The sequence below is a fragment of the Ochrobactrum sp. Marseille-Q0166 genome, from assembly GCF_014397025.1.
Classification (GTDB): Bacteria; Pseudomonadota; Alphaproteobacteria; order Rhizobiales; family Rhizobiaceae; genus Brucella.
Genome location: NZ_JACJUO010000001.1, coordinates 1,669,860 through 1,695,436, shown reverse-complemented (window position 1 = coordinate 1,695,436; position 25,577 = coordinate 1,669,860). Strand labels below are relative to the sequence as shown.

The window sequence follows — 25,577 nt, the reverse complement described above, 5'->3', positions numbered from 1 at the left end:
GTAACGGCGGGACAATGACAAAGAAGTGAAGGTTTGAACATGCAGGTTACCGAAACGCTTAATGAAGGGCTGAAGCGCGAGATTAAAGTCGTGGTTCCGGCAGGAGATCTCGAAGCAAAGCTCTCCGAGCGGCTCGAAACTGCACGTGGTCGCGCCAAGATCAATGGCTTCCGTCCAGGCAAGGTGCCAACAGCACACCTGCGCAAGACCTATGGCAAGTCCTTCATGGCTGAGATCGTGAACGAAATCCTGAATGATTCGTCACGCTCTATTCTTGCTGACCGCAACGAAAAATCGGCAACGCAGCCAGTCGTTTCGATGTCTGAAGACGAAAAAGAAGCTGAAAAGGTTCTGGACGGCAAGGCCGATTTCGTTTTCTCGCTGACCTATGAAGTTCTGCCAAAGATTGAAGTCAAGGATTTCTCGAAGATCACTGTGACCCGTGAAGTCGTAGACATCTCGGACGAAGAAGTTGACGAACAGGTCAAGCGCGTTGCAGCTTCGACCCGTACCTTTGAAGCCAAGAAGGGTAAGGCCGAAAATGAAGATCGTGTCACGATCGACTATCTCGGTAAGGTTGATGGCGAACCTTTTGAAGGCGGCGCTGACACCGATGCGCAGCTTGTTCTCGGTTCGGGCCAGTTCATTCCCGGCTTTGAAGAACAGCTCGTTGGCCTCAAGGCCGGCGATGAGAAGGTTATCAACGTAACTTTCCCTGCAGAATATGGTGCAGCGCATCTTGCAGGCAAGGATGCAACCTTTGACATCACCGTTAAGGGCGTCGAAAAGGCTGGTGAACTCGTTCTCGACGATGAAACCGCCAAGAAGCTCGGCATCGAGTCGCTTGAGCGTCTGCGTCAGGTTGTTCGCGAACAGATCGAAAGTCAGTACGGCCAGATCACGCGTCAGAAGGTTAAGCGTCAGATTCTCGACGCGCTCGATGGTGATTACGCTTTCGAAACACCTGAAAAGCTGGTTGAAGCTGAATTCAACAACATCTGGCAGCAGATCAACTTCGACCTGCAGCAGGCTGGCCGCACGTTTGAAGACGAAGAAACCACTGAAGAAGCCGCTCGTGAAGAATATCGCAAGCTTGCTGAACGTCGTGTTCGCCTCGGTCTGGTTCTCTCCGAAATCGGCGAAAAGGCTGGTGTAGAAGTTACCGAAGAAGAACTGCAGCGTGCGGTTTTTGATCAGGTACGCCGCTACCCGGGTCAGGAAAAGGAAATCTACGAATTCCTGCGTAAGACGCCGGATGCAGTTGCAAACCTCCGCGCACCTATCTTCGAAGAGAAGGTCGTTGACCATCTGCTGGCGAACATCAACGTGACCGATAAGAAGGTCTCGAAGGAAGAGCTGACCGCAGAAGACGAAGATGCAGCTTCGGAAGCAAAGCCAGCCAAGAAGGCTGCTGCCAAGAAGAAGGCCGCTCCTAAGAAGAAGACAGAAGAAAAGTCCGACGAGGCTTAATTTCTCCTCTTTATTGAATACGGGATTGGCCGCGCATTGCGCGGCCTTTTCTGTTTCACCACATGCAATTGACCAGCTGAAAAGCTTGCATCCCAAGGGGCTTTGCTCTAGCCAGTAAGCAATCAGTTTTTAGCTCAATCCGAATATTTGCGAGCCAGCATGACCCTTATTGATACGCGCACCCCAGAACCGAAACGCTTCATTTCTGGCGCCACTGGCGATTGGGAAGTCGTCATTGGCATGGAAGTCCACGCGCAGGTCACCTCCGAATCGAAGCTGTTCTCTGGTGCATCTACATCCTTTGGCGCCGATCCGAATGCGAACGTCTCCCTTGTGGATGCCGCGATGCCGGGCATGTTGCCCGTGATCAATCTTGAATGTGTCAAGCAGGCTGTTCGCACCGGTATTGGCCTGAATGCACAGATCAATCTGAAATCGGTTTTTGACCGGAAAAACTATTTCTATCCCGATTTGCCACAGGGCTATCAGATTTCCCAGTTCAAGCAGCCGATTGTTGGCGAAGGCAAGATCATGATCTCTGTCGGCCCCGACAATAAGGGCCAGTTCGAAGACGTGGAGATCGGTATTGAGCGTTTGCATCTGGAGCAGGATGCGGGCAAATCGCTGCACGACCAGCATCCAACGATGTCCTATGTCGATCTCAACCGCTCCGGTGTGGCGCTGATGGAAATTGTTTCCAAGCCAGACCTGCGTTCGTCGGATGAAGCACGCGCTTATCTGACCAAGCTGCGCACGATTGTTCGCTATCTCGGAACTTGTGACGGCAACATGGATGAAGGCTCGATGCGCGCCGACGTGAATGTTTCTGTCCGCCGCCCCGGTGGTGAATTCGGCACACGCTGCGAGATCAAGAACGTCAACTCGATTCGCTTTGTTGGTCAGGCGATTGAATATGAAGCGCGTCGCCAGATCGCCATTCTGGAAGACGGTGGCTCCATTGATCAGGAAACCCGTCTGTTTGATCCGGTGAAGGGTGAAACTCGTTCAATGCGCTCCAAAGAAGAAGCGCATGACTATCGCTATTTCCCGGATCCCGACCTTCTGCCGCTCGAATTCGATCAGGCATTTGTCGATGCGCTGGCTGCTGATCTGCCGGAGCTGCCAGACGTCAAGAAAGACCGTCTTGTCGAAAAGCTCGGCATTTCCGTCTATGACGCTTCGATTCTCGTTTCGGAAAAGGCGATCGCCGATTATTACGAAGCAGTTTCTGATGGCCGTGACGGCAAGCTGGCGGCAAACTGGGTTATTAATGATCTTCTTGGTGCGCTTAACAAGACCGGCAAGGATATTGAAACATCGCCTGTTTCGCCCGCGCAGCTTGGCGCGATCATTGATCTGATCAAGGACGGTACAATTTCTGGCAAGATCGCCAAGGAACTGTTTGAAATCGTCTGGAATGAAGGTGGCGATCCGAAAAGCCTCGTTGAAGAACGCGGTATGAAGCAGGTCACTGACACGGGTGCAATCGAAAAGGCCGTTGACGATATTATTAGCGCCAACCCGGACAAGGTTGAACAGGCCAAGGCCAAGCCAAGCATGGCAGGCTGGTTCGTTGGTCAGGTGATGAAGGCGACGGGCGGCAAGGCTAACCCGCAGGCCGTCAATGATCTGGTTAAGTCCAAGCTCGGGATTGAAGAATAATGTGGGTTCGCAGCGCCAGCGAGGCCGATTTGAAGGCCGTGCATGAATTGCTGGTCTCGACTTGGCACGCGACTTTTGACGATATTCTAGGTCGGGAAACAGTGAATGCCGTCACTGGTAAATGGCATTCGGTTGCGGCTCTGAAAGCCAATCTGAAGAAGCCATATTCTGAGTTTATCGTTGCAGACAACGGTGAGGGCGGTATCGACGGTATGGCTTTTGCAAGCCAGACCGGAGAGGGCAAGGCCTCGCTTCACCAGCTTTATGTGCGCCCTGAATCGCAGGTGCAGGGCATCGGCACAATGCTTTTGGCAGAAGTCGAAATGGCTTTTCCCGGCGTGAACACGCTGCGGCTCGAAGTTATAGAACGCAATGAAAAGTCGGTGCGCTTTTATGAGCGCAAAGGCTATGCTCGCGTGGGTCGAAGTGAAGATTGGGGCGATTCCGATTGCAAGGAACCAGTGCTCATTATGGAAAAGTCTCTCGAAGGCTGGTCTATGTAGATTTAATGCTTGAGCGCTTCGTGTCTGTAAGCTGTTTTACACTTTTCGTGATGCGCTTCATACTCTTGTGACAGCGGCAACTTGCCCCTTGCCTTGGGCCTTTGATAGGGCCATAAGCATCAAAACCCGGCAGTTGATCTGCCTGTGGCAATTACGGATCTGGATAGGTCATGAAGAAATTTCTTACGCAAGTCTTCACCTGGTGGAATGGCCAGACACTCGGCACCCGCCTTCACACCTGGCGCAAAGGCGAACGGGTTGGCGAAGATGAGTTCGGCAATATCTACTATCAGGGTGGTAAGGACTCTGAAGGTCGTACGCGCCGCTGGGTCATTTTCAATGGCTATGCGGAAGCAAGTGCTATTCCTCCGGGTTGGCATGGCTGGATACACCACCGTGTTGATACACCGCCAAGCAAGGAAGACTACAAGCCGCGCGACTGGCAGAAGCCGCATTTGCAAAATCTGACAGGTTCGCCGCTGGCCTACCGTCCTAAAGGTGCTATTGCCATTCCGGGTACGACACCTGCGGAACGCCCACGCGTAACGGGCGAATACGATGCCTGGACACCGGGCAGCTAATTTTGAAGGAAAACGGCATGAATGTTCATGCCGTTTTTTTTCATGAAGCTCGGTTGGCGTAAAAGGCCTGAGGATATATCTATTCTCCGAATGATGGTCGGTCATTGTTGCTTGCGACAGGGCAACGAATCGTCACATTTGGTCCGTAGGAATTATTCCGGCGCTATTAATTAACCAGATTGATACGGATATCCGTTTTGAAGAAGTTTTCTCCCGTTACAACTATAAACGGTAAAAGCTGGCTTAGGCAGGCAACGAAAGTGGCTTTGCTGACGGTATTAACTGGTTCTATTGGTTTCAATGCAGCTTATGCTGAGCGTATTTCTAACCCCATCGCAGAGTTTTCCGGCCTCGACAAGATTACCGGACGCATTACCAGCTTTGACGTTTACATAAATGAGACTGTGCAATTTGGTGCGCTTCAGGTAACGCCAAAAGTTTGCTACTCGCGCACTGATAACGAAGCACCACGCACGGATGGTTTCGTTGAAGTTGATGAAATCACGCTTGATCGTAAAATTCGCCGCATCTTTACGGGGTGGATGTTTGCTGACAGCCCCGGTCTCAATGCCGTGGAACATCCGATTTATGACGTGTGGTTGAAAAACTGTAAGCAGACATCTGATGTGCCTGCGCCGGATAAACGTCAGTAATTTTATAAATCAAAAATTGGCATTGCCCTGAAGTGCCTCTTCGAGAAGCCCTTCATATTTCTTGCGCTTGACTTCGATTGCGCCGAAGCGCTCGAGATGCGCTGTCGTAAACTGTGTATCCAGCAGCACGAATCCCTGCCGTTTGAGATGATCGACCAAATAGGCGAGGCAGACTTTTGACGCATCGCGCTTGCGTGTGAACATGCTCTCGCCAAAGAAGGCGCGTCCGAGCGTAACGCCATAAAGCCCGCCGACAAGCTTGTCGTCATGCCATGCTTCAACTGTGTGGCAATGACCCGCTTCAAAAAGCTTCCGATAGGCTTCACGTATTGGCCTATTGATCCATGTGCGTGCACGTTCGCCGGTGCCGCTTGCGCAGCCGTCGATGATGCCCTCGAAGTCAGTATCGAGCCGGATTTCAAAAATCGCTTGTCGGATGGTTTTTTGCAGGCTTTTCGGGATGTGAAAGCCATCAAGCGGGATGATGCCGCGCTTTTCAGGACGGACCCAGAAAATTTCCGGATCGTCTGCTTCTTCTGCCATCGGAAAAACCCCGGTGGCATAGGCGCGCAGGAGCAACTCCGGTTCGATTGAATAGTCGTCCGGGGAGGCTCCTGCGGTCACTTTATTTATGCACCTGACGTTTCAGACTGTTTGGCCAGATACTTTTCCAACCAATGGATGTCGTAATCGCCATTGGCGATGTCCTGATTGGAAATCAGGTCCTGGAACAGGGGCAGGGTCGTTTTCACACCATCAACCACAAATTCATCGAGTGCACGACGCAGACGCATCATGCATTCAACGCGGTTGCGGCCATGGACGATGAGCTTGCCGATGAGGCTGTCATAGTATGGCGGGATGCGGTAGCCTGAATAGACGCCCGAATCCACGCGGATACCAAGACCGCCCGGCGTATGGTAATGGGTGATGAGACCCGGTGAAGGTGTGAAGTTGCGTGGGTCTTCAGCATTGATGCGGCATTCAATGGCATGGCCATGGAAGCGCACCTCACTCTGCTTGACCGAAAGGCCGAGGCCAGCGGCGACGCGAATCTGCTCATGAACGAGATCGATGCCGGTGATTGCTTCCGTAACTGGATGCTCCACCTGAAGACGTGTGTTCATTTCGATGAAATAGAACTCGCCGTTCTCATACAGGAATTCGATCGTGCCCGCACCACGATAGCCCATGTCTGCCACAGCATTGGCGCAGATCATGCCGATCTTGTCGCGTGCTTCAGCATTGAGCGCTGGCGAGTTGGCTTCTTCCCACACCTTCTGGTGACGACGCTGCAAGGAACAGTCGCGTTCACCAAGATGGATTGCATTGCCTGCACCATCGCCCATGACCTGCACTTCGATATGACGCGGCTTTTCGAGATACTTCTCGATATAGACGGCATCATCTCCAAATGCTGCACCCGCTTCAGTACGTGCCGTTGCGAGGGCTACAGCAAGATCGTCTTCGGTGCGGGCTACCTTCATGCCGCGACCACCACCACCAGCGGATGCCTTGATGATAACCGGATAGCCGATTTCTTTTGCGATGCGCTTGGCTTCACCTTCGTCAGTGACGCCGCCATCCGAACCGGGAACGACTGGAATGCCAAGGCGCTTTGCGGTGCGCTTGGCTTCAATCTTGTCGCCCATGATACGGATATGCGAAGAAGTTGGTCCGATAAAGGTAATGCCGTGTGCTTCAAGAATTTCAGCAAACTTGGCATTTTCGGAAAGGAAACCGTAGCCCGGATGAATTGCATCCGCACCAGTGATTTCGCAAGCAGCAACGATTTGATGAATATTCAGATAGCTGTCACGTGATGGAGGCGGTCCGATGCACACGCTTTCATCCGCAAGGCGGACGTGCATCGCATCGGCATCTGCCGTGGAATGAACTGCCACCGTCTTGATGCCCAGTTCTTTACAAGCCCTGAGCACACGAAGAGCGATTTCGCCACGATTGGCTATGAGTATCTTTTGAAACATTGCGCTTTGCTGCCCGTTCATTGAATAAGCTGAAACTCTTCTGACCTGATGGTCATCTTACTCGATGACGACAAGCGGTTCGCCGAATTCAACAGGTGTTGCATCTTCAACCAGAATAGCCTTGACCGTGCCGGCACGTGGAGCCGCGATTTGGTTCATCGTCTTCATAGCTTCGATGATCAGAAGCGTCTGGCCTTCTTTGACCTGTGTTCCCACTTCGATGAAGTTGCGTGCACCAGGAGCGGGCGCGAGATACGCCGTCCCGACCATTGGTGAAGGAACCGCATTCTTGCTGAGTTCCGCTTTGGTCGGCTCTGCAGCAACAGCAGTAGCGACAGGTGCAGCGGCGGCAACGGGTGCTGCCTGCATGACGGTAGCCGCAGCCTGAACAGTTACATTGCGCGAAACGCGGATACGCAGTTCACCATGTTCGACTTCAATGTCGGTCAAGTCGGTTTCATTGAGAATGTTCGCGAGATCGCGGATTGTTTCTTTGTCGATGACGGAGTTTTTGCTGGACATATCAGGCCCCTTTACGCTTGCCCGTTGTTTTCTTCTTCTTTGGCAATTGCCGCGAGTGCGCGCAGGCCGAGCAGGTATCCTTCCGCGCCAAAGCCGCAGATGACGCCTTTGGCGACTGCGGAGACATAGGAGTGATGCCGGAAAGCTTCACGCGCATGAATATTCGACAAATGCACTTCCACGACCGTAACCTTGGCCGAGCGAATGGCATCGTGAATAGCAACCGAAGTGTGGCTGTATGCTGCTGGATTGATCAGGACATAGGCATTTTTGTCGCCTGCTTCCTGAATCCAGCTGACCAGATCACCTTCATAATTCGTTTGCCGAAAATCGACAGCAAGGCCCAATTGTTCAGATTCACGCTTGCAGCTCGCTTCGATATCATCGAGCGTTGCCACACCGTAGATACCCGGCTCACGCTTCCCAAGAAAATTGAGATTGGGGCCGTTCAGAACAAAAACCGTTTTTACCATGTTCATCCGTTATGGATTACGGGCCTATTACAAAATTTCGATTACACTTCGCATTCCATATAGAGGGCTTAGACGCAAGTCGAAACCCTCTAAATCAATGTGAATGTTCAACCACAGCGTTTTTCCCGCTATTCTTTGTGGAATGAACGCAATTTGTGGCAAAAATAGCCGCTTGTTAGTATTGAACGATTGATTACGCCATGTAGGAAAATCAACCGGGTGTAATCTCAATCAACTCAACTTTTCTTGGCAGTTCGGGCCGCAGCGATTCTTTCGATCAAACCTTCGGCACCAATTGCACCGGGTACGAGCTCATTTCCAATGATATAAGACGGTGTTCCAGTAATATTGAGCTTTTGGGCAAGCTGATAGTTTTCCTGAAAAGCATTGGTGATTGCCGGATCCTTCATCTTCTCACGCAGCGTTGCTTCATCCGCCCCTAGCTTCACCGCGTCAGCAATTGCTGAAGCTTCTGTTGCGCGTTCCTGTGCGCCCAGAAGGACTTCATGAAACTCGGCATATTTCTCAGGCAAGAGGGCTTTGAAAGCCTGTGCGACGACATGTGCGCGCATGGAATCTGGTCCGAGGATTGGGAATTCCTTCATGACGAAGCGGACATTTTTATCGTTTTTGAGGATCGCTTCCATATCGGGCAGGGCGCGTTTGCAATATCCGCAATTGTAATCAAAAAACTCATAAACAGTAACGTCACCATTTGGGTTGCCGAAAACCGCATCATGTGCCGGATTAAAGAGAAGACCCTGATTTGAAGCTAGAACTTGTTTCACCTGTTCCTGTGCGGCTTCTGCCTGTTTGGTTTCGAGTGCCGTCTGCACTTCAACCATGATTTCCGGGTTTTGCAGCAGATAGTTGCGAACGATGGCCTCTACGGCCTGCTGGTTCAATTGCGGCGCTGCGGTCGTTTCGACGGGAGCGACGACGGGGGCTACAGACGCTGGCTGATGTGCGGTGCCTGCATAATAGCCGAGTGCGAGTGCAGCTGCTCCGACGATGGCGCCTCCGATGGAACCAAGAATGACATTTTTCATACTGATCACTTTCATACGTTCTGAAATCTCACTTAATACGCGGCTTGAGAGGCCTGTTAAGCGACTTACTTTTTAGCTTTGGCGTTGATTATATCCTGCGCACGCAGCCAGTCGGGTGTTCCCCGTTTCATCTGCTTTTGCGCACGAATGGCAAATATCTGAGCTTGCTGCAGGTTGCCGGAATAATAGTTCATGTCGGCTGTGGCAAGATCAGCGCGTGCCATGTCACCAGATTGGCCATACGCCTGCGCAAGATAGCCATATCCTCCCGGAAACTCTGGATCGGCTGCGATTCCTGCCTTCAGCTCCTTGATAGCGTCAGGCATATTGGTTTTCGTGCCGGTAAGCATAAGAGCGCGTCCATAGCTCATACGTAGCAGCGGAGACTTGCGCGTATCCAATGAAACGGCACGCTGAAAGGCTTTGGCGGCCCCCTGTGCATCATTGGCTTTGATGAGAACTTCTCCCATCATTTCATGAAAATAGGGGTTCTTCGGTTGTTCTTTAATAAGTGCCTCGAACTTTGGAATTGCAGAACGTGCCGAACCATTCAAATAGGTGGTGATTGCATTGCCATAACGTGCTGGCAGGCCGCCGGGGTTGGATCGGAACATCCTCTGCAATGCGCCCATATTATTAGAGGAATAAGCAGCGATTTTAGCGCGCGCCATATCATGTCTGAGTTGGAGGGCGGCAGAATCCGTTTTATTATAATTGGGGCTCTTCTTCGCGAGCTCTTCCAGATTGGCTATACGTTCACGTGGCAATGGATGGCTAATGCGATATTGATCAATCTGGGTACCAGAAAGCGAAAGTGCTGTCGCAAAACGCTGGAATGTATCGAGCATGCCTTTTGTGGATTGGCCTGTGGCATTGAGATAATTCACAGCCAGACGATCGGCGGTGATTTCTTCGGTGCGTTGATAACTCAGCAGATTGCGCATCGCCATTTCAGAACTACCCATGGCAATGCCGCCGCCAGCACCTGCTGCCGCACTGCTGCCAGATGCAGCACCTGCAACACCGGCACCAACGCCCAACAGCATACCGATAACCGCCATAGTCCGGGCACGACTTAACTGCTCACGCAATCGGTCCTGATGGCCACCGGCAATGTGGCCGGCTTCATGCGCAATCACGCCAATAATTTCATTGGGTGTTTCTGACTGCATGATTGCGCCCGTATTGATGAAAATGCGGCGTCCATCAACAAAGGCGTTGAAGCTCTGGGAATTGACGAGAATGACACTTACGCCGCGCCCGCCAAGTTTTGCAGCTCGGAGGATGGGGGCAGCATAATCAGAGACAAGGGCTTCAATTTCCGCATCGCGTACGATTGGCACGCCACCGCCACGCGACTGGGCCTTTGCGGGAAGTATCCCTGTAACAGCCACGGCAAGCGCCGAAAAAGCGACGACGGAACGACGCATCAGGCTATGGAAAGAAAACGCTTTGGTCGGCAAAGTTACAGTCATGCTTCCCATGGTGCCCCGCATCCTGCTCAAACAGAGTAACCCGAATCTTATAACCTGCCTGGCATTTCATCGATAGAGATCATCGATCAACGAAGCTTACAGGAAACTTGATTACTCTTTTTACTGAAGCCGCTGTTGCTTTACCAATCCGGCGATTGTAGGGCGAGGGTGCTTTATAGCATTTCGTGCTTTTGGGAGGCTCAGTTGAATATTCTTTCAAACCGTAGTGCGGTCGAACCGTTTCACGCCATGGATGTTCTGGCGGAAGCCAACCGTAGACGTGCAGCGGGCCACCCGATTATTTCGATGGCAGTAGGGCAACCGGCAGACCCGGCGCCGCAAATCGTGCGGGAGGCAGCTGAGCGTGCCCTGAAAGATGGCCGTATCGGTTATACTGATGCGCTTGGCCTCATCGAATTGCGTGAAGCAATCGCCCAGCACTATGCAGATAGTTACGGCGTATCTGTTTCTCCTGAACGCATTGCTATTACGACAGGCTCGTCGGCTGCATTCAACCTCGCTTTTCTAGTCTATTTCGATCCCGGTGATCGTGTTGCAATTACTCGCCCAGGTTATCCGGCTTATCGTAATATTCTGACCACGCTTGGTCTTGAAGTGGTGGAAATCGCCAATGATAGCGGGGCGTCCGGTGCGCTGACTGCTGAAGCCCTTGCTGCCGCCCATGCGGAGAAACCTTTAAAGGGCGTTCTCTTTGCGAGCCCTGCCAACCCGACGGGTGCTGTTATCGACAAGACCGAGCTCAAAGCGATTATTGAGACCGCGCACGGGCTGGGTATCCGCGTCATTTCGGATGAAATCTACCATCGTCTATCTTATGAAGCAGAAGACGTCACGGCTTTGCAAATTTCGAACGATGTTACGATCATCAATTCATTTTCGAAATATTACTGCATGACTGGCTGGCGCATCGGCTGGATGGTGCTGCCGGATGCGGACGTCCGCGCGATCGAGTGTCTTGGTCAAAGCCTTTACATTTCTGCGCCAGAACTGTCACAACGCGCAGCAATCGAAGCGTTCAATGCCACCGTTGAGCTTGAGCGCGTCAAGGATCGTTATCGACAGAACCGTAAAATCTTGCTCGATCATCTGCCACCCATGGGGTTAAATCTTGCCGCTCCTATGGATGGCGCATTCTACGCCTATTGCGATGTTTCGCGCTTCACCAATGACAGCATGGAATTTGCGCGTCGTATGATTGCTGAAACAAATATTGCAGCAACTCCCGGTCGGGATTTTGATCCTATCGATGGCCACCGTACGATGCGTTTTTCCTATGCAGGCAGTTCTGAAGACATGGAAGAAGTGGTACGGCGGCTCGAAGGATGGCTTCCGCAGCAAAAAGCCTGAAATTGGAGGGCTTCCCGAAGGGATGAAACGCCTACGCGGGGAGATGAGTTCGCGGGACTGATTTCTGATCCTGATCCCGCTACCATCAGAAAATGATGCGCCATAAAACGAAAAATTAGAGCGCCGATCCCGTCAGACCAGCGCTTTAAAATTCAAGAAACAAAAAGAAAACCGGCATTTCCGCCGGTTTTTTTTATTGAATGCTTAAAGCGTCAAGACTTAGAAAAATCCCTTTTTCTGCCACCAGCCGCCGCGTTTTGGTTTCTGCTCCTCAGTTTCGCTGGACGTAACCACTGGCTCAGCTACCTTTTCAGGTTCTGCAGCCTTTTGAGGCTCAGCGGCAGGTGCTAATTCGGACTCAGCGGCAAGGTTCTCAGCTTCTGCCTTTGCTGCAACTTTGCGGGTGCGACGCTTCGGCTTTGCAACTTCCGCTTCCACTGCGGGGACGGCGGCTTCTGCTGCTGCTTCATCTTCAACAACTTTTTTGCGTCCACGTGGCTTTCGAGCAGGCTTGGCTGGCTCTTCTGCCGGATCAGCTACGACAACATCTTCACTCGCGGCTTCTTCAGTTTTTGCAGCTTTGCGGCCACGCGGTTTGCGCGCTGGCTTTGCAGGCTTTTGGTCTTCTTCAACAACAACTGGTTCAGTGGCCACTGGCGCTTCAACAGCGGCTATTTCAACAGCCACAGCCACAGCCTCACTGACAGTGATTTCTGATGAGACTTCAGCGGGCGATTCTTCCGCAGGTACTGGAATCACTGGCGTGTAGCCGACGAATTCAGGGGCTGGAACTTTCCGTGCATGAATATCATCTTCACGACGGTTTTTGCGTCCTCCACGGCGACCGCGGCGGCGCTTCTTACGGCGATCCTCTTCGCTCAGCGCGCTTTTGCCATGCGGATTTGCATCTTCCTCGTCATCTTCGTCTGATGATTCTGATGCGGAATCTGTTTGTGCTGCCTGCTCACCGCCTTCACGATCACGGCCACCGCGACGACGACGGCGTTTGCGGCGCTTGCGATCACCATCTTCGCTATTTTCTTCGCGGGTAGATACTTCGTCTCTGACTTCTTCTTCGGCCTCATCCTCGTCCATCGGGATATCCGGGTCGTTCAGATCGTCTTCATAGACGATAGGTGCCGCAGGATGGATCGTAATCGGACGCGTGGATGGCGCACCTTTGTCGATGACAAAATGCTGATGACCAACACTGTCGTCTGCGTCAATGCTGATTGAAGCACCGAAGCGGCCCTCAAGATCAGCAAGTAGTTCGCGCTTGTGATTCAAAACATAAAGCGCCGATGCAACCGGAGTGCGTACAGTAATGTCATAGCCCGAATGGCGCAGAAGATAGTCTTCAATGCCACGAATAATATGGAGTGCCATCGAGGAGTCAGAGCGCACATGTCCCGTACCACCGCAATGCTGACAAACCTGCATCGTGCTTTCGAGCACTGATGCCCGAATACGCTGACGTGACATTTCCAGAAGACCGAAATGCGAAATACGGCCAACCTGAATACGCGCGCGGTCGTCTTTCAGGCAGTCCTTCATCTTCTTTTCGACTGCGCGATTGTTGCGCTTTTCTTCCATGTCGATGAAATCAACAACGATCAAACCGGCAAGATCGCGCAAGCGCAGCTGGCGTGCGACTTCTTCTGCAGCTTCCAGATTGGTCTGAAGCGCCGTGTCTTCAATCGAATGTTCACGCGTCGAACGACCGGAATTTACGTCAATGGCAACTAGGGCTTCTGTCTGGTTGATAATGAGGTATCCACCCGACTTCAGTGTGACCTGCGGAAGCAGCATGCGATCAAGCTGCGCTTCCAGACCATAACGTGTGAAAACCGGAACCTGCTCACGATAAGGCTGAACGACTTTTGCATGGGTCGGCATCAGCATGCGCATGAAGTCTTTTGCTTCACGATAGCCGGTCTCACCAGCAACGAGAATCTCGGTGATTTCCTTGTTGTAAAGATCACGGATCGATCGTTTGATCAGACTGCCTTCTTCGTAAACGAGCGAGGGTGCCGTTGATTGCAGGGTCAATGTGCGAACATTTTCCCACATACGCATCAAATATTCGTAATCTCGCTTTATATCCGCTTTGGTGCGATTTGCACCGGCGGTGCGAAGGATCACGCCCATGCCCTGCGGCACTTCAAGTTCCTTGACAATTTCCTTTAAACGCTTGCGATCCTGCGGATTAGTGATCTTGCGCGAGATACCACCACCCCGAGCCGTGTTTGGCATCAGAACGGAATAACGACCAGCAAGCGAAAGGTAGGTAGTGAGAGCTGCGCCCTTATTGCCGCGCTCTTCCTTGACCACCTGAACCAGAATGATTTGGCGACGCTTGATGACTTCCTGAATGTTGTACTGACGACGGTTGGTCCGCCCGTGCGAAGGAAGTTCTTCCATCGCATCTTCCGAACCAACCGATTCAACGATGTCTTCTTCATTTTCGACATCGTTCTCGTCATCATCATCATTGTCGCTTGATTCAACGCCTTCTGAAACAACATCACCGGCCAGTTTCATCAAGGCGATAGCCGGCGTGCCAGCAATGTAATCTGCAAAAGCCGGACCGACTGGCTCCGCAGCTGGCACTCCGTTTTTAGCAACGTTCGCATTCTGATCATCACGACGTCCACGACGGCGATGACGGCGTGAACGGTCGTTGTTCTTTGCCTTCGGCTCGTCTTCTTCGTCGTCTGCTGCGCGCGCTGCCTTTGCTTCTGCTTCAAGCAGTGCAAGCCGATCAGCAACAGGAATCTGATAATAATCAGGATGAATTTCAGAAAATGCGAGGAAACCATGACGATTGCCGCCATATTCCACGAATGCAGCCTGAAGGGATGGCTCAACACGCGTGACGCGTGCGAGATATATGTTACCCTTTAGCTGTTTCTTATGTTCCGACTCAAAGTCGAATTCTTCAATTTTGTTCCCGCGCGTTACGATAACGCGCGTCTCCTCCGGGTGAGAGGCATCGATAAGCATTTTGTTGGACATAACTGTCTTTCCTGCCGGCACTAAGACGCAAGCCGCGTGCGCCGGACGAAACCCTGAAGGCTGTCGTCCTGGCTGGGGAGCATCTGCCGGATGATAATGGGTTCGTCGGAACAAAAGCTGCTGTTTCTGCGCGCGATGGCCAACTGGCGATCACGGTCTTCAGGCTTGCGATGGTCAGTCTTGCTAGACCCATAGCTGTTCCGTTCGAAACGACCTCATATATGGCCCGAAAAAGCCGGGCCGACCTCTTTGCTCTTTTCAGAGCACTGGCGACAGCGCGTATCCATGCGCCGTCGGCCGATTAAAAAACGGAGGCGGCGGGGGTGCCGTATTCCGTTGAATTCTGTGCGGGCTAATGGGAAGTGAATACAATACATCACTGTTTTAGCTATCTTTCGTCTCGATCCGTTTAGAAAACCGGCAAACGATTCTGACAGCTATTCCAAAGCCTAGTTTAGCTTTTATGGCGTCGTTCGAGCTATGACAAGTATGAATATCAGTTGACACCTTCATCGTAATTTTGCCGAAAGGTGGCTATAGAATAATTGAAGGATAGTCTGTGCCGCCCAAAAGGGGAGTTTGAAACCTTTGTTAACCATAATTCGATACGGTTTTATTTATCGAATGCGCGCGCACATAAGTTTTGGCCTGAACGCCTGGTCTTCGATTAATTCATAATGTCCAGATTGCGAACACCTATGCATTGTATGAGCTTTCAAAAAATTGCCCGAAACAAATTGAACGCACGAAATTTATGTGTGCTCTTGGTGATGTTATGTTCGGCGTTTTTTTATGTTGGCCCAGCAACGGCTGCCGATAACGCTCCGTTATCCGCTCTGACCTATCGTATGGCGGGGGACGATCTGCGTATGCGCGTTGTCATTATGTTCGATCAGGAGCCGAAATTCTCAACGCTTCTTTTGGGCAATCCTCATCGTTTGGTTTTCGATCTTCCCGAAACACGCTTTGGGTTCGACGAAAATAGCTTGGCGGCGAGGGGAATTGTTTCGCGAGTACGCTATGGTCTGGTCGGTAAAAACCGCTCCCGCCTCATTTTGACGATGCGCGGTCCATTTGATTTGGAGAGCGTTCAAGTCATAAAGAATGAAACGACATCGGGCTACCGTCTTGTTGCCGACATGGTTGCCACTTCGGAGCAGCAATTTAGCAAAAAGCTTGCTGCTTCAAATGATGTTACTGGATCAACAGGGCAACATGCTGGAATAAAAGCTGCATCGGTCCTGCCAGACAAGGAGAAGGGGCGTCCATTCATCGTTATGATTGATCCCGGACATGGCGGCATAGATAGTGGTGCTGAAAGTCTGAGCGGCATCAAAGAGAAAGATCTGACCCTCGCTTTCGGACAGGAGTTGCGAGATCGGTTGATGAAAGAAAGTAACATCAAGGTTTTGATGACGCGGGATGACGACAAATTTTTGAGGTTGTCTGAGCGCGTACGCCTTGCGCGCCAATATTCGGCTGACCTCTTCATTTCTATCCACGCAGATACCATCAACCAGGGTGATATTCGCGGCGCGACTGTCTATACAATATCTGATAAGGCCTCAGATTCCGTCGCACGCGCCATGGCAGAGCGAGAAAATAAGTCGGACAGCATTGGTGGGGCTGCTCCCGAAGAGCTTCCGGAAGTTGCGGATATATTGCTCGATCTGACAAGGCGAGAGACTCATACATTTTCACTCAGTTTTGCCGAAAAAGTCATTAGTTCGCTTCAGGGGCAGGTTAATCTCATCAACAATCCTCACCGTTTTGCGGGTTTTCAGGTATTGCGGGCGCCGGATGTGCCATCTGTACTCATCGAAATCGGTTATCTATCCAATGCCGAAGATGAGAAGCTTATCAGCAACCCTCAATGGCGTCGCAAGCTGGCTGATCGTATCGCAACCGCGATAAAAGCATTTGAAATGCAGAAACACCCGGATGCTTTGTCGCGGGGTTAAAATAATGTAATGTTTAGCGGGGATTGATATCTATCCCAGCTTATACGATGTATGCGTGCAACAGTTTTGTGCATTTTTAAGGTCCGCATGCCTTTAATAGGGCTTTAAATTGGTAAAAACGCATAAGCCATCTTGTCTTTGACGCAATTGGTGGTCACTAAACCAGCTATCGCCGCATGGCACTGATTAACGAGCATTATTGTTGGTCATTCTCTATTTTTTCGAATGATCTGAAGGCGGGATTCCGGATACATGGTAAGGCTTATCGGATATTTCTTCGGGATTGGAACTGTTCTGGCACTGATCGTTGCCGGTGGTGTTGCTGTATACATCAGCAGTGTTACGAAAGATCTGCCCGATTATGAAGTGCTCGCCAAGTACGAGCCGCCAGTCATGACGCGTGTTCATGCATCGGATGGTAGTCTGATGTCGGAATATGCGCGCGAACGCCGCATGTATTTGCCAATTCAGGCCGTGCCAAATCGGGTAAAGGCTGCATTTATCTCTGCCGAAGACAAGACCTTTTATGAGCATCATGGTCTCGATTTCGGCGGTCTTGCTCGCGCTGTTGTTACGAATATTAAAAACGCAGGATCCGGTCGACGCCCGGTTGGTGCCTCAACGATTACCCAGCAGGTTGCCAAAAACTTTCTTCTTTCTTCGAACCAGACCTATGATCGCAAGATCAAAGAAGCAATTCTCGCGATGCGGATCGAGCAGGCGTATTCCAAGGATCGCATTCTTGAGCTTTACCTCAATGAAATTTTCTTCGGCCTTGGTTCATACGGTATCGCGAGTGCTGCGCTAACCTATTTTGACAAGAGTGTCGGTGAGCTCAGTATTGCCGATGCCGCTTATTTGGCTGCTTTGCCAAAAGGACCAAACAACTATCATCCATTCCGTTACCCGGACCGCGCGATTGAACGCCGCAACTGGGTAATCGATCGCATGGCTGAGAACGGTTACATAACGGCTCAGGAGGCTGATGAAGCTAAGAAGCAGCCGCTCGGCGTTAAAACCCGCACAGCCACCCATTATTTGTTCGCTTCCGAATATTTCAGTGAAGAAGTGCGTCGCCAGATTATCCAGAAATATGGTGTCGATGCTCTTTACGAGGGCGGCTTGTCCGTCAGAACGACACTTAATCCAGCCTTACAGGTGGAAGCCCGTAAAGCCTTGCAGTCAGCCATGCTCCGCTATGATGAAGCGCGCGGCTGGCGTGGCCCTTTAAAGCACGCGGAAATCGGCAGCGATTGGGGCACAGCTTTCGGTGATCTGCAGGCTTTTGAAGACGTTCCGGAATGGCAGCTTGCCGTGGTTCTCAATGTTTCAGCCGCGGGCGCAGATATCGGCTTGCAGCCGTCAATTGATGGATCCGGTTCGCGCGGAAAAGCGCGAGATCGTGCCTTTATTGCTGCTGACGATATGAAATGGGCGATGCGTGTCACCAATATTGACGGTAAACGTGGCAGCGCAAGGTCGCCAGAAGGGGTCCTGAAGACCGGCGATATTGTCTATGTTTCCAAAGTTGGTGAAGGTGAATCGCGTTTCCGCTTGCAGCAGCCGCCGAAATTGCAGGGTGCAATGGTTGCTATGGATCCCCATACCGGGCGTGTCCTCGCAATGGTCGGTGGCTTTTCGTACGGACAATCGGAATTTAACCGTGCCACGCAAGCTTATCGCCAGCCTGGATCATCGTTTAAGCCATTCGTTTACGCGGCAGCCCTGGATAATGGCTATACGCCGGCATCCGTCGTTCTTGATGGTCCGTTAGAGGTCAATCAGGGGGGCGCGCTTGGCGTATGGGCTCCGAAAAACTATTCCGGCAAGTTCTCCGGCCCTTCGACATTGCGCTATGGTATTGAACAGTCGCGTAACCTTATGACTGTGCGTCTCGCACAGGATATGGGCATGAAGACTGTTGCGGAATATGCTGAGCGTTTCGGTGTGTACGACAAGATGTTGCCTGTTTTGTCGATGTCTCTTGGTGCAGGCGAAACAACCGTTTTGCGTATGGTTACTGCTTATTCCGTCATAGCAAATGGCGGGCAGAGCATTACGCCATCGATGATCGACCGTATTCAGGACCGCTATGGAAAGACCGTATTCAAACACGATGGGCGCCAGTGTGAAGGCTGTAACGCTCAGCAATGGTCCGGTCAGGAAGAGCCAACTTTGATCGATAACCGTGATCAGGTTCTTGATCCAATGACTGCTTATCAGATCACATCGATGATGGAAGGCGTGGTTCAGCGCGGTACAGCACAGATTTTGAAAAGCCTTGATCGGCCTCTTGCTGGCAAGACCGGGACGACAAACGACGAAAAAGATGCTTGGTTCGTTGGTTTTACGCCAGATTTGGTTGTCGGCGTTTTCATGGGCTATGACACACCAACACCTCTTGGTCGTGGCGGTACGGGTAGCGGACTGGCCGCTCCGGTGTTCAAGGATTTCATGACCCATGCTTTGGCTGGAACGCCGAAGGTAGATTTCCGGGTGCCGGAAGGCATGACCCTGATCGCGATTAACCGGAAAACGGGTATGCGCACCAATCAAGGCGATCCAAACCTCATCATTGAAGCGTTTAAACCGGGTACCGGACCATCTGATACTTATTCGGTCATTGGTATGGATCAGTACCGTGAAGGCTCGCCCGTTCAGCCACAGTCGCCTCAAGCCACGCGTGCTATCAATTCAGGTTCTGGTGGACTTTACTGATTTGCACCTCTTTACACTGCGCCACGGGCTAATTATGGTCCGCGGCGCTTGAACAGCTTTATGCTGGTTCGGCTTCAGGTGTGAGGTCAGCTCTCATGAGCTTGTATTTTCTCCACATATTGCAGACTTATTGAAGGAACGATTTGCCCATGCGCGCGGAAATCGAGACGCTGGTTGACGAAATCCAGCAGGCCATAAGCCTGCTGAGGAGGCATCTTTGACTGGGATCAGGCAATCAAACGCCTGGGCTATCTGAACCAGAGGGCGGAAGATCCGACCCTTTGGAATGATGCACAGGAAGCCCAGAAGCTGATGCGTGAGCGCCAGCAGCTGGAAGATAGCATCAATGGCATTAATTCGCTCAAACAGACGTTGAATGACAGCATCGAACTCATCGCCATGGGCGAAGAAGAGGACGATACGTCGATTATAGCTGATGCCGAAAACACTATTCGTGAACTCAAGCAGGAAGTCGATCGGCGACAGATCGATATGCTGCTTTCGGGTGAAGCGGATGCCAATGATACCTATCTTGAAGTTCATGCTGGCGCTGGCGGCACGGAAAGTCAGGACTGGGCGTCTATGCTTCTGCGTATGTACACACGCTGGGCTGAACGCAGTGGACGTAAGGTCGACGTGATGGAAGTGCATTACGGCGAAGAAGCAGGCATCAAGTCTGCGACGATCCTCATCAAGGGCCATAACTCCTACGGTATGGCGAAAACTGAATCCGGTGTGCACCGTCTGGTTCGTATTTCGCCTTACGATTCGAACGCCCGTCGTCACACATCGTTCGCCAGTATTTGGGTTTATCCGGTCATTGATGACAATATCGATGTGCAGGTGACAGAGGCCGATGTTCGCATCGATACATATCGTGCATCAGGTGCTGGTGGTCAGCACGTCAATACGACGGACTCGGCCGTGCGCATTACGCATATTGCATCGGGAATTGTTGTGCAGTGTCAGGCCGAGCGTTCGCAGCATAAGAACCGCGAGAAGGCATGGTCGATGTTGCGCGCACGTCTTTACGAGGAAGAGCTGAAAAAACGTGAAGAAGCGACTGATGCCGCCAATGCCAGCAAGACTGATATTGGCTGGGGTCACCAGATCCGCTCGTATGTCCTTCAGCCTTACCAGCTCATAAAGGACCTTCGCACAGGTGTTGAAAGTACCAATCCGCAGGAAGTGCTTGATGGCGCGGTAACACCATTTATGGAAGCTGCGCTCGCGCATCGCATTCAGGGCGGCGGCGAAGCAATCGAAGACATCGATTAGGGCGCATCCCGAAAAGTGTGGAACGGTTTTCGAAACAAGATGTGCGTCGAAAAATATCCAGATCGGCGCTTTGATTGTCCCGATAAGAAAGCAGAAAACCCGGCTTATGGCCGGGTTTTTTATGTTTTGATTTGATCACGAAGGGATATTTGGCATCAGGAACCTTTTGAAGCAGTACTCCTGATCTCTGCTCTGGGTTTATAAGCGCGTGGCCCGGTGATGATCGGATCAATGCCATGAACATTGGGCGCGTTATCAGGAATAATCAGCTCTTGCTGAGAAGAGATTTTTGGCATCGGCTCAGATGGTATTGCGGGCAACGGCTGCATCACTGCCGAACCTTTTGTCAGTGACGCAAGTCTGTCGTTCGGTAGCCTTTCTGACTGGCCGTTATATGTGATCATAGAAATGCCAGCGCCAAAGCAAAGGCCGACACACGCCGTACCAAATCCAACGATTTTAGACCGAATTCTGAACATGCAGGTTGCTTTGCTTTTACCAATCGAATCAACAGAATTTTATCATGGTTAACAAAGCTTATCTGAAGCTTTTGTAATCAGTTCAATCTACATATTCGCCGGTTTAAAGCGCGCGAGCTGCTTCAAGAACGGCTTCAGGATGACCGGCGACCTTCACCTTTTCCCAGATATGCGCCACACGTCCATCGGCATCAATCAGAAATGTGGTTCGTTCAACACCCATGTATTTACGGCCATACATGCTCTTTTCCACCCAGACGCCATAAGCTTCCAACGTCGATCGGTCTTCATCTGCCGCCAGCTCGACTGTCAGATCATGTTTTTTACGAAATTTAGCATGTTTTTCGGCGCTATCAGGCGAAAGACCTATAATGCGTGTACCGATCTTGTCGAACTCCGGCTTTAGCTGGGAAAACGCAATTGCCTCCTTGGTGCAGCCGGATGTGTCATCTTTTGGGTAGAAGTAAACGACGACCGGCGAACCTTTGAGTGACGACAATGAGATTACTCCATTATCGGAAGGCAATGAAAAATCCGGTGCTTGATCTCCAATTTGGGGACGAGCCATATCTAGGCCTTTCTTTTGTAGATATAGGTCCAAACGGACTGTTACACTCAAAGCTATTGCATGTCGCGGAAAAGTGGAAACCGGTTTTCCGATAACGACATACGCAAAAACAAAAAGATAGAGCGAGCGCTGTTATAGGATTAATGCAGTACGCTCTATCGCATTCGGGTCCGCCTTGTGCAACTATTCGGGCGAGGCCGGGTGATTTGGCATTTATTTACGGGGTGTTTTGGCAAGTGATTATTCTTGCATTGAAACAGCTCTGAGAGACTATAGATCAGTAGGTTACAGGGACATCATGAAATTCTTCATGAGGTTTTCTGAAAACAGCATTCAGGTGTTCGGCTGGAATATTGACAGATAAGCAGCACAAGATCCGCTTCACGAAGCGCGAGATGGAAAGAATCGACCGTCTGACCAGTGACGGCGAAGATGATTCTGTGCCTTTTGTTGCGCGCCGCAGACGTTCATTCGTTTGGTGGTGCTCTCATGCATTCCTGTCACTTTGCATCGTGCTTGTACTGATTGGCGGCGCTGGATTTATCATTCTGCGTGGTGGCATCAACAGTGATTTGCTGCGCGACGAAGCACAGAAGACCCTGAACAATGTTCTGGGTGATCAGGCTTCTGCATCGATTGGCAGCGCCGGGCTTTCACTCGATAAGAACAGCCATGTGGCCCTCGAAGCGCGTGATGTGTCTATTTCTGATCCGCAGCACGGAATTTTCATCGAGAATGTAAAGTCCGTTCGGCTGGGCCTTGCTCCGCTGCCATTGCTGACCGGAGACATTCGCCTTGCTGAACTGGAGATTGATGGCGCTGCATTCGATTTGCCGGAACAGAAAGGCGCTGGATTCTGGAAGTCGCTGCCTTATGACGACAAAGGTTACATCAATTTCGATGCGCTTTCAGGAGAGCTTTTTTCGGCAATGCGCCGCAATCTGGAGCTTCTGCGCGACCAGAATACGCAAGCTATCGCAATGTCGAATACGACTATCCGTTTTAAGACCGGCGATAAGCTGCAAAGCGTGGAAGTTCAGAACTTACGTTTTTCAGAAGATCACGGAAAGATTTCCGTTCTGGGAAGCGCCTTATGGCAGGGCGAGGTCGTCAATATCGAAGGGTCGATAGACCGCAAAGGCAATGAGAATGAACTTGATGCATTTGCCATTACGGTAAGCAATCTTCCTGTTGAACTTGGCTCGCCGGAAGAGGTTGCGCCTGTAATTGACGGCAATCGCGTCAATCCTGCCCATTTTGATTTTAAAGGCAGCGCAAACCTGTCCCTATCAGGCAGATCTGCGAGCGGTGATACGCCGGAGCGGATTTCTGCGGAACTGGCAGTCAATGAAATCGATATGGAACTTGGCCGCGTTGATGATCTGCGCGGACAAGCCTTGCTTCGCCTTGAGCATTCAGTTGGCAGCGGCAAAATTGAAGTGAAACCGTCCCGTCTCCAACTGGGCGGCATGAAGGCCGAGTTTAATGGGGCGATAGGCCCGGAACCGGAGGCAGATAATAACGTCGATAGTCCGTCCTATCGATTTGAAATCGTGACAAGTTCCGCAACCAGTCTTCCGGCTGAATCGACTGATCCTGAAGTCATTTTCGGTGTAAAAATTGCAGGACGCTTCCTTGCAAAACAGCAGCGTATCCAGTTTTCCGATCTTGATGTGAGCACCGCGACCGGCGAGCTTTATGGTCAGGGCAGCATGGCGTTTGGGCACGGTTCGCCTGAGATGATTTTCATACTCAGGATACCGGAAATGCCCGTGGCAGATGCGAAGCATTTGTGGCCGATTGATGTGGCAGATGGTGCGCGTGAATGGGTTCTGAAAAATCTGTTCGGCGGAACGCTGAAAGACAGCCGCATCGAAGTGTCGCTCGCTGCCGGACGGTTTAATGGGCCGGGACTTCCGCCGCCTCTGACCGGGGACGAAATTAAAGCCGATTTTAATGTCACAGGAACACGTTTTGATGTTGTCGGCGAACTGCCGCCTGTCCGCGATGTGACGGGGAATATTTCGGTTCGTGGCGCTCATACGACAATCAAGCTGGCAAGCGGCACCTCTTATACGCCCGATAACCGGCAGGCGTCGGTTTCTGATGGAACGCTGATCATCCCATGGGGACCTCAGCGACCGGTGATTGCAGATCTTGATTTGCGGGTTACGGGCAGCGCTGCTGCAATTGCGGAAATTGCAGGCAAGAAGCCGATTGATGTTCTGAAAAATGTTCCGTTTCTGCCGGAAGATGCAACAGGCGATGTCGATGCACGTGTCAAAGTCGGCTTTGCGGTTTCAAAGGGTGCGCCGCCCGGAACACTGACTTGGGATGCCGATATAGGTTTTAAAAATCTGGCCCTATCGAAGCTTGTCGGTGGCTCGAAAGTCAGTGATGCGGATGGCAGCATCAAGGTTGATCAGAAATCGGCAATCATAACTGCCAATGCCAAGCTGGATGGCGTGCCTGCGACCATTTCTATGACGGAACCCGTTGACCGTTCCGGGCCGGTTAAGCGGGACCAGAAAATTAAGCTCCTACTCGACGATGCGTCACGCGACAAAATTCTGCCCGGTCTGAAAGATTTGTTCTCAGGGCCAATCTCTGTCGATCTGGGTATGGAAAATGGCGATAAGCGGCATGTATCTGCTGATCTCAATAAAACCCAGATCAGCCTGCCATGGCTCGGCTGGCGCAAAGGAGCAGGTGTTCCCGCCACAGCCACGTTTGATTTGGTCAGAAGCAAGAACGACGATGGCAGAATCGATATTCAGAATCTGGTCCTGACGGGCGATGCTTTTGGCGCGAAAGGCAATCTGGTCATTTCTGGTGGCGATCTGCAGTCCGCTGATTTCAGCGATTTGCGTCTCACACGCTCTGATCAGATGAGCATCAAAGCGACGAAAAGTCAGGGCGGTTACCGCGTGAATATTCGTGGCAAACAATTTGATGCGCGCTCTATCATCAAACAGATTTCTGACCTCGGTAAAAAGAGCGAAGGCTCGCGCGGCAAAAGCTCACGGGTCGTGGTCAGCGCGCAGATCGATGAAGTCATCGGCTTTAACGACGAGAAACTGAACAATCTGGCGGTTTCTTATGAAAGCGCCGGAAACAAACTATCCGGCGTGTCGGTCAATGCGACGACCGCTTCTGGTCAGGCTTTTGCAGCGACAAATAATGATCAGGGCGATGCACGGTCTGTTTCCTTGCAGTCGAATGATGCCGGTGCCACTCTGCGGTTCTTTGACTTCTATGACAAAATGCGCGGTGGCAAGATTACAGTTGGCCTTGCAGGGCAGGGCAACGGCCCGCTCACTGGTCAGATTGATGCACGTAATTTCTCGATTATCAATGAGCCTCGTCTGGCCACAATCGTCTCCAGTTCACCCTCTAGTGGCGGTAACAGCCTCAATCAGGCAGTGAAGCGCGATATTGATGTGTCGCGGGTTGATGTAGAGCGTGGCTTTTCGCTGATCGAAAAAGGAAGCGATTATCTCAAGCTTTCGAGAGCTGTCGTGCGCGGCCCGTCAGTCGGGACGACATTTCAGGGCACGCTCTATGATGGGCGTGGCAATATGTCGATTACCGGCACTTTCATGCCTGCCTATGGAGTAAACCGTATTTTTGGTGAGGTGCCGATCTTCGGAGCCCTGTTGGGCAATGGACGTGATCGCGGTCTTTTGGGTATCACGTTCAAACTTGAAGGCACCGCCAAAGCGCCACAGGTGATCGTGAACCCAATTTCGATCATCGCACCCGGTATTTTCCGTTCGATCTTCGAATTCTGATTAAAAAACGAAAAAAGCCCGGC

At 51.5% G+C, this 25,577-nt stretch carries 19 protein-coding genes and 1 pseudogene; 11 read left to right on the top strand and 9 right to left on the bottom strand.

What is annotated here, in order from left to right; genetic code table 11:
- Positions 1-39: 39 nt before the first annotated feature.
- The 5 genes from tig to H5024_RS08025 all read left to right on the top strand — a co-directional run bounded on the left by tig (position 40) and on the right by H5024_RS08025 (position 4,869).
- The gene (tig, locus tag H5024_RS08045) at positions 40-1,470 is read left to right on the top strand and encodes a trigger factor (protein WP_187545194.1); all 1,431 of its coding nucleotides are present in this window, start codon (positions 40-42) and stop codon (positions 1,468-1,470) included.
- A gap of 159 nt (positions 1,471-1,629) precedes the next feature.
- On the top strand, positions 1,630-3,132 hold the full coding sequence (gatB, locus tag H5024_RS08040) for an Asp-tRNA(Asn)/Glu-tRNA(Gln) amidotransferase subunit GatB (RefSeq protein ID WP_187545191.1): 1,503 nt from the start codon (positions 1,630-1,632) through the stop codon (positions 3,130-3,132).
- Positions 3,132-3,635, top strand: a complete 504-nt coding sequence (locus H5024_RS08035; RefSeq protein WP_187545188.1) for a GNAT family N-acetyltransferase — start codon at positions 3,132-3,134, stop codon at positions 3,633-3,635. The genes gatB and H5024_RS08035 overlap by 1 nt, the downstream gene beginning before the upstream one ends.
- Positions 3,636-3,805: 170 nt before the next feature.
- Positions 3,806-4,216 (top strand): NADH:ubiquinone oxidoreductase subunit NDUFA12, encoded by a 411-nt coding sequence (locus H5024_RS08030; protein WP_187545185.1) that lies wholly within the window; start codon positions 3,806-3,808, stop codon positions 4,214-4,216.
- A gap of 182 nt (positions 4,217-4,398) precedes the next feature.
- Positions 4,399-4,869: a DUF2155 domain-containing protein gene (locus tag H5024_RS08025; RefSeq protein WP_187546702.1), complete on the top strand. Its 471-nt coding sequence runs from the start codon at positions 4,399-4,401 to the stop codon at positions 4,867-4,869.
- Positions 4,870-4,878: 9 nt separating this feature from the next.
- Here H5024_RS08025 and aat read toward each other — a convergent pair whose 3' ends face one another.
- From aat to H5024_RS07995, 6 genes are all read right to left on the bottom strand, one after another.
- A complete protein-coding gene (aat, locus tag H5024_RS08020) occupies positions 4,879-5,448 on the bottom strand; it encodes a leucyl/phenylalanyl-tRNA--protein transferase (RefSeq protein WP_187546700.1) in 570 nt (189 codons plus the stop codon).
- 50 nt (positions 5,449-5,498) lie between these two features.
- A complete protein-coding gene (gene accC, locus H5024_RS08015; protein ID WP_187545184.1) occupies positions 5,499-6,857 on the bottom strand; it encodes an acetyl-CoA carboxylase biotin carboxylase subunit in 1,359 nt (452 codons plus the stop codon).
- Between the two features lie 57 nt (positions 6,858-6,914).
- Complete coding sequence (gene accB / locus H5024_RS08010; protein ID WP_187545181.1) at positions 6,915-7,379, bottom strand: acetyl-CoA carboxylase biotin carboxyl carrier protein; 465 nt, start codon at positions 7,377-7,379, stop codon at positions 6,915-6,917.
- A gap of 11 nt (positions 7,380-7,390) precedes the next feature.
- A complete protein-coding gene (gene aroQ / locus H5024_RS08005) occupies positions 7,391-7,852 on the bottom strand; it encodes a type II 3-dehydroquinate dehydratase (RefSeq protein ID WP_187545179.1) in 462 nt (153 codons plus the stop codon).
- Between the two features lie 236 nt (positions 7,853-8,088).
- Positions 8,089-8,901: a DsbA family protein gene (locus H5024_RS08000; RefSeq protein WP_187545176.1), complete on the bottom strand. Its 813-nt coding sequence runs from the start codon at positions 8,899-8,901 to the stop codon at positions 8,089-8,091.
- Positions 8,902-8,966: 65 nt separating this feature from the next.
- Entirely contained in the window at positions 8,967-10,385 is a 1,419-nt protein-coding gene (locus H5024_RS07995; protein ID WP_187545174.1) for a M48 family metalloprotease, read from the bottom strand.
- Positions 10,386-10,580: 195 nt separating this feature from the next.
- On the opposite strand from H5024_RS07995, the gene H5024_RS07990 reads away from it, so the two are divergent.
- Positions 10,581-11,744, top strand: coding sequence for an aminotransferase class I/II-fold pyridoxal phosphate-dependent enzyme (locus H5024_RS07990; RefSeq protein ID WP_187545172.1), 1,164 nt, complete (start codon positions 10,581-10,583; stop codon positions 11,742-11,744).
- A gap of 219 nt (positions 11,745-11,963) precedes the next feature.
- On the opposite strand, the gene H5024_RS07985 is transcribed toward H5024_RS07990, so the two are convergent.
- On the bottom strand, positions 11,964-14,759 hold the full coding sequence (locus tag H5024_RS07985; protein ID WP_187545169.1) for a ribonuclease E/G: 2,796 nt from the start codon (positions 14,757-14,759) through the stop codon (positions 11,964-11,966).
- 2 nt (positions 14,760-14,761) lie between these two features.
- On the opposite strand from H5024_RS07985, the pseudogene H5024_RS07980 reads away from it, so the two are divergent.
- From H5024_RS07980 to prfB, 4 genes and pseudogenes are all read left to right on the top strand, one after another.
- Positions 14,762-14,944: pseudogene (locus tag H5024_RS07980) on the top strand (hypothetical protein); the annotation flags it as partial.
- Positions 14,945-15,529: 585 nt separating this feature from the next.
- The gene (locus H5024_RS07975; RefSeq protein WP_247875258.1) at positions 15,530-16,720 is read left to right on the top strand and encodes an N-acetylmuramoyl-L-alanine amidase; all 1,191 of its coding nucleotides are present in this window, start codon (positions 15,530-15,532) and stop codon (positions 16,718-16,720) included.
- 252 nt (positions 16,721-16,972) lie between these two features.
- Positions 16,973-19,438, top strand: a complete 2,466-nt coding sequence (locus H5024_RS07970; RefSeq protein WP_187545168.1) for a penicillin-binding protein 1A — start codon at positions 16,973-16,975, stop codon at positions 19,436-19,438.
- Positions 19,439-19,587: 149 nt separating this feature from the next.
- Positions 19,588-20,716 (top strand): peptide chain release factor 2 gene (gene prfB, locus H5024_RS07965; RefSeq protein ID WP_187545165.1). Its coding sequence is split into 2 segments (ribosomal slippage): positions 19,588-19,656 and positions 19,658-20,716, totalling 1,128 coding nucleotides; the frame shifts between segments, so codons are not numbered across the junction.
- Between the two features lie 155 nt (positions 20,717-20,871).
- On the opposite strand, the gene H5024_RS07960 is transcribed toward prfB, so the two are convergent.
- Both H5024_RS07960 and H5024_RS07955 read right to left on the bottom strand, forming a co-directional pair.
- Positions 20,872-21,195, bottom strand: coding sequence for a hypothetical protein (locus H5024_RS07960; RefSeq protein ID WP_187545163.1), 324 nt, complete (start codon positions 21,193-21,195; stop codon positions 20,872-20,874).
- 103 nt (positions 21,196-21,298) lie between these two features.
- Complete coding sequence (locus tag H5024_RS07955) at positions 21,299-21,763, bottom strand: peroxiredoxin (protein WP_187545161.1); 465 nt, start codon at positions 21,761-21,763, stop codon at positions 21,299-21,301.
- A gap of 395 nt (positions 21,764-22,158) precedes the next feature.
- Here H5024_RS07955 and H5024_RS07950 point away from each other — a divergent pair, with 395 nt between their 5' ends.
- On the top strand, positions 22,159-25,554 hold the full coding sequence (locus H5024_RS07950; protein WP_187545159.1) for a DUF3971 domain-containing protein: 3,396 nt from the start codon (positions 22,159-22,161) through the stop codon (positions 25,552-25,554).
- The last annotated feature ends 23 nt before the right edge of the window (positions 25,555-25,577 follow it).

Coding starts and splice junctions, on each gene's coding strand:
- H5024_RS07955 (WP_187545161.1), bottom strand. CDS start 21,763: ATGGCTCGTCCCCAAATTGGAGATCAAGCACCGGATTTTTCATTGCCT.
- H5024_RS07995 (WP_187545174.1), bottom strand. CDS start 10,385: ATGGGAAGCATGACTGTAACTTTGCCGACCAAAGCGTTTTCTTTCCAT.
- H5024_RS08035 (WP_187545188.1), top strand. CDS start 3,132: ATGTGGGTTCGCAGCGCCAGCGAGGCCGATTTGAAGGCCGTGCATGAA.
- H5024_RS07970 (WP_187545168.1), top strand. CDS start 16,973: ATGGTAAGGCTTATCGGATATTTCTTCGGGATTGGAACTGTTCTGGCA.
- accC (WP_187545184.1), bottom strand. CDS start 6,857: ATGTTTCAAAAGATACTCATAGCCAATCGTGGCGAAATCGCTCTTCGT.
- tig (WP_187545194.1), top strand. CDS start 40: ATGCAGGTTACCGAAACGCTTAATGAAGGGCTGAAGCGCGAGATTAAA.
- H5024_RS07985 (WP_187545169.1), bottom strand. CDS start 14,759: ATGTCCAACAAAATGCTTATCGATGCCTCTCACCCGGAGGAGACGCGC.
- H5024_RS08030 (WP_187545185.1), top strand. CDS start 3,806: ATGAAGAAATTTCTTACGCAAGTCTTCACCTGGTGGAATGGCCAGACA.
- H5024_RS07975 (WP_247875258.1), top strand. CDS start 15,530: ATGTTATGTTCGGCGTTTTTTTATGTTGGCCCAGCAACGGCTGCCGAT.
- gatB (WP_187545191.1), top strand. CDS start 1,630: ATGACCCTTATTGATACGCGCACCCCAGAACCGAAACGCTTCATTTCT.
- H5024_RS07950 (WP_187545159.1), top strand. CDS start 22,159: ATGGAAAGAATCGACCGTCTGACCAGTGACGGCGAAGATGATTCTGTG.
- H5024_RS07960 (WP_187545163.1), bottom strand. CDS start 21,195: ATGTTCAGAATTCGGTCTAAAATCGTTGGATTTGGTACGGCGTGTGTC.
- accB (WP_187545181.1), bottom strand. CDS start 7,379: ATGTCCAGCAAAAACTCCGTCATCGACAAAGAAACAATCCGCGATCTC.
- aroQ (WP_187545179.1), bottom strand. CDS start 7,852: ATGGTAAAAACGGTTTTTGTTCTGAACGGCCCCAATCTCAATTTTCTT.
- H5024_RS08000 (WP_187545176.1), bottom strand. CDS start 8,901: ATGAAAAATGTCATTCTTGGTTCCATCGGAGGCGCCATCGTCGGAGCA.